Origin of the sequence: Dawidia soli, assembly GCF_018598185.1 — a bacterium.
Taxonomy (GTDB): Bacteria; Bacteroidota; Bacteroidia; order Cytophagales; family Cyclobacteriaceae; genus Ohtaekwangia; species Ohtaekwangia soli.
Window position 1 is genome coordinate 43,601 of record NZ_JAHESC010000053.1, and the last position, 6,744, is coordinate 50,344.

Consider the following 6,744-nt stretch of genomic DNA (forward strand, 5'->3'; position numbering starts at 1 on the left):
GCGGGTATGGCAGAAGAGCTTATCATTTCAACCTCTACCGACAAAGAAGAACGGTATAAAACACTGGTTCCCCAAATTGAAGCGCTGGTCACGGGCGAGCCCGACCTGATCGCCAACCTTTCCAACATCACCGCGGCCCTGCGGCAGTCGATGGAATTCTTTTGGGTAGGCTTTTACCTCGTCAAACAAAATCAATTGGTGCTAGGCCCCTTCCAGGGACCGATCGCCTGCACCCGCATCGACTTTGGCAAGGGCGTATGCGGCACCTCCTGGAAAGAACAAAAAACCATTCTCGTTCCCGACGTCGATGCCTTTCCGGGGCACATCGCGTGCAGCTCGGCATCACGATCGGAAATCGTATTACCGGCCTTTCAGAATAACGAAGTAGCGCTGGTGCTGGATGTCGACAGCGACAAGCTCGGCGACTTCGATGCCATCGACCAGCAGTACCTGGAAAAGATCATGCGCATCATCGAAGGCATCTTATAAATCGCTGCCCGCATGACCTCTGCCGACCTCGATACCTTTTATGCCCGGCGACACGCTGCATTTGCCGCTGCGCTGGCAACGCTTCGCAAGAAGATTAACAACGTCTCAAACATACGCCTGGCCACCGCCGTGTTGTTTCTGATCGTGCTGTATATCGGCCTGGCAAAAGAAGATCTATACCTCTACGGTGCCCTGGCGTTGTTGGCCGCGTTCATCGCGCTCGTTAAATATCACGCGCAACTGTTCGACCAGCGTGTCCACCTGGAAAACCTGGTACGCCTGAACGAAGGCGAACGCAAGTCACTCGCCGGCGATCATTCGGCATTTCCGTCAGGTATCGAGTTCACAGACCCGCACCATCCCTATACCCACGACCTGGACGTCTTTGGCGAAGGCTCGTTATTCCAGGCCGTCAATCGGTGTAACACTCTGAGTGGTAAGAAAAAATTTGCCTACCGGCTGGCCCATCCGTTATCCTCGGCACGAGACATCGAGGCCTATCAGCAGGCGGTACAGGCCCTTGCGGGGGCGACCGACTTTCGCCAGCACTTTCAGGCGGCCGGCATGAGCGCCGACGAAAAGGCCGGCGACCGGGAGCAGCTGGAAGCCTGGCTAAAGCAACCGGCGTTCTTATATGGCAAAGTCGTTTATCGCTACGGCCTCGTCATCATGCCCGTCGTCACGGTACTGCTGGTGATCGCCTCGTTCTTTCTGGCACAGGCTAAGCCGTGGGCAATTTTGTTTGCGTTATCGCAATGGGCCTTCCTGGGCTTTCACATCCGAAAGATCAATGCTTTTCATGACTATATAAGCCGCAAGAAAAACATCCTCCGCAAATACGCGCGATTGTTACATGAGATGCAGCGCGAGCGCTTCGACGCTCCCTTACTGCAACAGCTCACACGCCAGGCACACGAAGCCGATATACATGTACGCACACTCGCGGCGCGTGTCAGCGCGCTCGACGCACGGCTCAACGCCATGACCAGCCTCGTCATGAACAGCTTGTTCCTGTACGACCTGCGGTGTGTCTATAATCTGGAGCAATGGAAAGCGCAGCACGCCGACCAGCTCATTCCCTGGCTGGAGGCCATTCGCGAGATGGAAGTGCTCTGCAGCCTCGGCACCTTTGCCTTTAATCACCCGGCATTCCGTTATGCTACAATCCAGGAAAAACTGGCCATAGAAGTGATGGCCCTCGGGCACCCGTTGATCAGTGCCCACGAGCGCGTAGACAACGACCTCGCGGTGGGAGCAAAACAATCTGTGTTGGTGATTACGGGGGCAAACATGGCGGGCAAGAGCACATTCCTGCGCACGATCGGCATCAACCTGGTCCTGGCGCTGAACGGCGCCCCGGTGTGTGCCGCGGAATTTCGCTGTCCCGTCATCGGCCTGCGCACCGGCATGCGTACGGCCGACTCGTTAAAGGACCATCAGTCCTATTTTTATGCCGAGCTGAACCGGCTCAAGACGATTATGGATGAATTGCGGCAGGATCGCCCGCTGTTGATTCTGCTGGACGAGATCTTAAAAGGCACAAACTCGACAGACAAACAAGCAGGCTCTATCGCCCTGGTAAAACAACTACTGCCCCATCCCTGCCTGGCGCTGATCGCTACACACGACCTGGCGCTGGGCGAGCTTGAGCAGGAGTATCCTGAGCAGGTGAAAAGCTATTGCTTTGAAGCTACTATCGAGAATGACCAGCTTTCGTTCGATTATAAACTCAAGCCGGGACTGGCGCAGAAAATGAACGCCACATTCTTAATGAAGAAAATGGGGATTATCCCCAACTGACCGGTTAGATCTTTTTAACCTGAACGGCGTTCAGGCCCTTTGCACTGTTCTCCGTTTCGAACGACACCATATCACCTTCTTTAATAGGCGTTGTCAGTGAGTTGGCGTGTACGAAGATGCTTTCCTGCGTCATCAGGTCTTTAATAAACCCGTACCCTTTTGACGTGTTGAAATACGAAACGCGTCCTTTACGGGCAGCGGGTGCCTCCTGCCCACCGATATTTCGGGAACCGATGACAATGTCGTTTTCGTTAATGACGGTTTTCTTCCGGGTCGGATCAGGCGGTTCTGATGTGATGTTGCCATTTTCATCCACATACGCCATCATGTCGTCCAACGATTGACCGCTTTTTGCATTTGCCTTGCGGTCGGCCTTTCGTTGTTCCTTCTCTTTTTTCTTTTGTTCTTTCTTTTTTTCGTTTTCTCTTTTACTGAATGTTTCTGCCATAGGCTGCTTTTAGGGTTAAATACCTCTGTACTCCATAGCCAACAACGTTTATCGGCGGAAAGTTGCGCGAGCGAAAAAGACAGTCCACCGCGTCAAAACGTTCCTGTTGACTTGAGCCTGGGAAGCTTTGTAAAGATACGATTTCCTGGAACGGAATACATCATAACAACGACAATAGTCGTGTTACGACTACTTTAATTTTAGCCGTTCCGAAACAGTTACCTGGAAATATGGGAATAATCGTTTGAACTGCTGCCCCACGCGGTCTGCAGACCGCCCGGCCGCGACGTATCAGTTCGCAAAACGCAGTACCATGCCATAGGACTCGACACCGTCTACCACCACTTCGGGTGTGCCGCTGCCGTCCAGGGCTGCACGTTTGATCTGATGTGTTTTTGAACCTGTATCAGGGTCCGTGAAGGTTTCCGACCAATAGATCAGGCTGTTGCCACGGTCTACCGCGATTGCGTCGGGGCGGGTAATGCCGTCTTCGCGATCGTACAGCACGGCCGTGCCGCCATTGATGGTGCCCTGGATAATTTTTTGCAATCCCTCGTCGGCCCAGAACAAAGAGCCCGACGGCTGATCGTAGTACAGCGCCGACGGATTCTGAAGGCTGAGGACGCTGCTGCCAAAGAGGACACCCCGTGTGCCGGTGCCGTCCGTGCGCGCCGCCCAGATGGAAGCCTGGTCGCCCAGGTCTGAGAAATACAACAATTGGTTGCGGGTGTCGATCACGAGGCCGTAGCAGTAGTCGATGTACTGGCGGTAGCTGTACATCGAGCCCGAAGCGTCGCCCCCGGCGATCGGACCGCTTTTTAACTGACCGGTACCCGAGTTGGCCCAATACAGCACGCTGTTTTGTAAGTCGATGGCAATGGCCGTCGGCATATTGACGCTGTCCTCCTCGTCGTAGAGTACGGTGGGACTACCCGAACCGTCAACATTCAGACGCAAAACGCGGTTGTTGGTCTCTTCTACGGTGTAGATGTGGCCGTTGGTAAAATCGATCGTCAGACCGGCCAGCGTGTCGAGGCCGTCGCCGGCATCATACAGGGTGGTGTAGGTCCCAATGTTGTTCAGGTCTACCACGCCCACCTGCCGGCCCGAGTAATCGGTAAAGTACAGGTGTGTAGCCTTGGGAAATGTCGGGTCCGTATTGGTGTCCGCGCACGACGCCAGCAATATGACCAGCGCCAGAACAGCAGCAGAAGAAAACGATCGGGTAAAGCTCATGAAGTTCAACTAGGGAATATTCGGGTTATGGGTGTGGTTACGCCGGTACTTTTACCAGCTCGGCCAGCTTCTTAACGGCAACGTCTACATCCTCCTGCGTGTTGTATTTGCCGAAGGAAAAACGTATCGCACCGCGTTTGGAGTCGGGATACAATGCACCGAGCACGTGCGAGCCTGTCGTGGCCCCGCTCGAGCAGGCACTGCCGCCCGACGCCGAGATGCCCTGCAGGTCGAGGTTGAACAACATCATGTCGTTCTCTTCCGACTCGGGCAGGCTGACGTTCAGCACGGTGTACAGGCTGCGGTTCAGGTTGTCGGAGTCACCGTGGAAGGTCACACCCGGGATCTGTTCCTTCAGCTGTCCGATCATGCTGATCTTTAATTGCTCGATGTGTTTTTTATGGTCATCCATATCGCGGTAAGCGATTTCCAATGCTTTCGCCAGGCCCACAATGCCGTACACGTTCTCGGTACCGCCGCGCATGTTGCGCTCCTGGGCACCGCCGTGCATGAACGGCTGGATCTTTTTGTCCTTTCGGATAAACATAAAGCCCACACCCTTGGGCCCGTGGAATTTGTGCGCCGCCGCCGCGATACCGTGCACCTTCAGCGCGCCGAGGTTGTGGCGGTAGTGGCCTACGGTCTGCACCGTGTCGGAGTGGAAGTACGCGCCGTACTGGTCGCACAACTGCCCTACCCGGTCGATGTCCAGCAGGTTGCCCACCTCGTTGTTGGCGTGCATCAGCGACACCAGCGCCCGCGGGTTTTCTTGTAGCAGGGCCTCCAGGTGGCTCATGTCCACATGGCCCTTGTCGTCCAGGGTCACCATGCGCAAGGTGATCTTGCGCTGCGCGGCCAGGATCTGCAACGTGTGCTCCACCGCGTGGTGCTCGATGGGCGACGATATAATGGTCTGCACGCCGTAGGTCTGCAGGCCGCTGGCCAGGATCGAATTGTCCGCTTCCGTACCGCCCGAAGTAAAGATGATCTCACCGGGCGTACAGTTTAATAGTTCGGCAATTTTTTTCCGGGCGGATTCAATGGCTGCCCGCACCTTGCGTCCGTGGGCATGGGTCGATGACGGATTTCCGAAATCTTCCAGCATAAAAGGCTTCATAGCCTCAAAAACCGCCGGATCGAGCGGGGTGGTGGCAGCATTGTCCAGGTAAATGCGCATGGGTAGCTAAATGTTAATGAGTCGACCCCAAAGGTAAGGCGCATTGGGGAAATGCCGTAGTATTTTTTAGCTGATGATTTCCTTTATGTCGGAAATGATCTTACGCGCCAGATTGTCAGCTTTCGCCTCCAGGTCCGATTCGGCATAAATGCGGATAATGGGCTCCGTATTCGATTTCCGCAGGTGCACCCATTCCTTGTCGAACTCAATCTTCACTCCGTCTACCGTATTAATAGGCTGATTTTTGTACTTCTTCTGTACTTCTTCCAACACCTTGTCTACGTCAATGCCCGGGGTCAGCTCGATCTTATTCTTAGAGATTATATAAGACGGGTACTTTGCCCGCAGGCGTGATACCGTCGTATCAGACTTGGCCAGGTGCGTCAGGAACAGGGCAATGCCCACCAGCGCATCGCGGCCGTAGTGCAGGTCGGGGTAGATCACACCGCCGTTACCCTCGCCACCGATCACCGCGTGCACGTCTTTCATCATCGTCACCACGTTCACTTCGCCCACTGCGGCGGCCGAGTATTGGCCGCCTGCCTTCTCTGTTACATCGCGCAGTGCACGCGTAGAGGACAGGTTAGACACCGTATTGCCTTTTTTCATGCTCAATACATAGTCTGCCACCGCTACCAGCGTGTACTCTTCGCCAAACGGTGTACCGTCTTCACCCACCAGGGCCAGGCGGTCAACGTCGGGGTCGACTACAATGCCCAGGTCATACTTGCCCTTTTTGATCTCGCGGATGATGTCCGTCAGGTGCTCGGGCAGCGGCTCGGGGTTGTGCGGAAAGTGACCCGTCGGCTCGCAGTGCAGTTCTTTTACCGTCACGCCCATCGCCTTGAGCAACATGGGCACCGAGGTACCGCCGGTAGAGCACACGGCATCCACCACCACGCGATACCCTTTGTTGGCTACCGCCTCGGCGTCTACCAACGGCAAGGCCAGGATGGCATCGATATGTTTTTTTAGATATTCTTCTTTCCTGACATAGCTGCCGAGCTTGGTCACGGCGGCGAAGTCGAAACCTTCGGCTTCGGCGATCTTCAGCACTTCCTCGCCGTCCTGGGCCGAGATAAACTCGCCTTTTTCATTGAGCAGCTTCAGCGCGTTCCACTGTACAGGATTGTGGCTGGCGGTAAGGATGATGCCGCCGGCAGCGTTCTCCCACGGCACCGCCATTTCGACGGTGGGTGTGGTAGACAATCCCAGGTCCACCACGTCTATACCTAACCCTTGCAGCGTAGCCGTTACCAGCGAGCTCACCATCTCGCCCGAGGGGCGCGCATCGCGGCCGATCACGACCTTGGGCGTGGCTGTCTTTTTTTTCTTCAGTACGGTGCCATAGGCAGCCGCGAACTTTACAACATCTACCGGTGTCAGGTTGTCACCGGTCTTGCCACCGATGGTACCCCGGATACCCGAAATTGATTTTATTAGCGTCACGTGTTCGATTGGTTTTAAAGCGGACGGCAAAAATAGTAGAAAATCGGCGGTATAAAGCATCATTTTAAGCAAGGGCATTGCATCAACCAGACCCCGCGTGTTACCTTCTCTGCCAGCCGTACTATATTTTGTGACTGTTGGGGGA

The 6,744-nt window shown here is 55.0% G+C and carries 6 protein-coding genes; 2 read left to right on the forward strand and 4 right to left on the reverse strand.

All coding sequences use genetic code 11. The features are described from left to right. Window positions 1–6 precede the first annotated feature (6 nt). The gene (locus KK078_RS26020; protein ID WP_254093268.1) at window positions 7–489 is read left to right on the forward strand and encodes a GAF domain-containing protein; all 483 of its coding nucleotides are present in this window, start codon (window positions 7–9) and stop codon (window positions 487–489) included. Window positions 490–501: 12 nt separating this feature from the next. Continuing rightward, window positions 502–2,289 carry a MutS-related protein gene (locus tag KK078_RS26025; protein ID WP_254093269.1) on the forward strand — a complete coding sequence of 596 codons (1,788 nt, stop codon included), beginning with the start codon at window positions 502–504 and terminating at the stop codon, window positions 2,287–2,289. A 4-nt stretch (window positions 2,290–2,293) separates the two neighbouring features. On the opposite strand, the gene KK078_RS26030 is transcribed toward KK078_RS26025, so the two are convergent. The 4 genes from KK078_RS26030 to glmM all read right to left on the reverse strand — a co-directional run bounded on the left by KK078_RS26030 (window position 2,294) and on the right by glmM (window position 6,599). Continuing rightward, the gene (locus KK078_RS26030; RefSeq protein ID WP_254093270.1) at window positions 2,294–2,737 is read right to left on the reverse strand and encodes a cold-shock protein; all 444 of its coding nucleotides are present in this window, start codon (window positions 2,735–2,737) and stop codon (window positions 2,294–2,296) included. Window positions 2,738–3,028: 291 nt separating this feature from the next. Beyond that, window positions 3,029–3,973 (reverse strand): beta-propeller fold lactonase family protein, encoded by a 945-nt coding sequence (locus KK078_RS26035; RefSeq protein WP_254093271.1) that lies wholly within the window; start codon window positions 3,971–3,973, stop codon window positions 3,029–3,031. A gap of 37 nt (window positions 3,974–4,010) precedes the next feature. Next, window positions 4,011–5,150: a cysteine desulfurase family protein gene (locus tag KK078_RS26040; protein WP_254093272.1), complete on the reverse strand. Its 1,140-nt coding sequence runs from the start codon at window positions 5,148–5,150 to the stop codon at window positions 4,011–4,013. 66 nt (window positions 5,151–5,216) lie between these two features. Beyond that, a complete protein-coding gene (glmM, locus tag KK078_RS26045) occupies window positions 5,217–6,599 on the reverse strand; it encodes a phosphoglucosamine mutase (RefSeq protein ID WP_254093273.1) in 1,383 nt (460 codons plus the stop codon). Window positions 6,600–6,744: the final 145 nt, after the last annotated feature.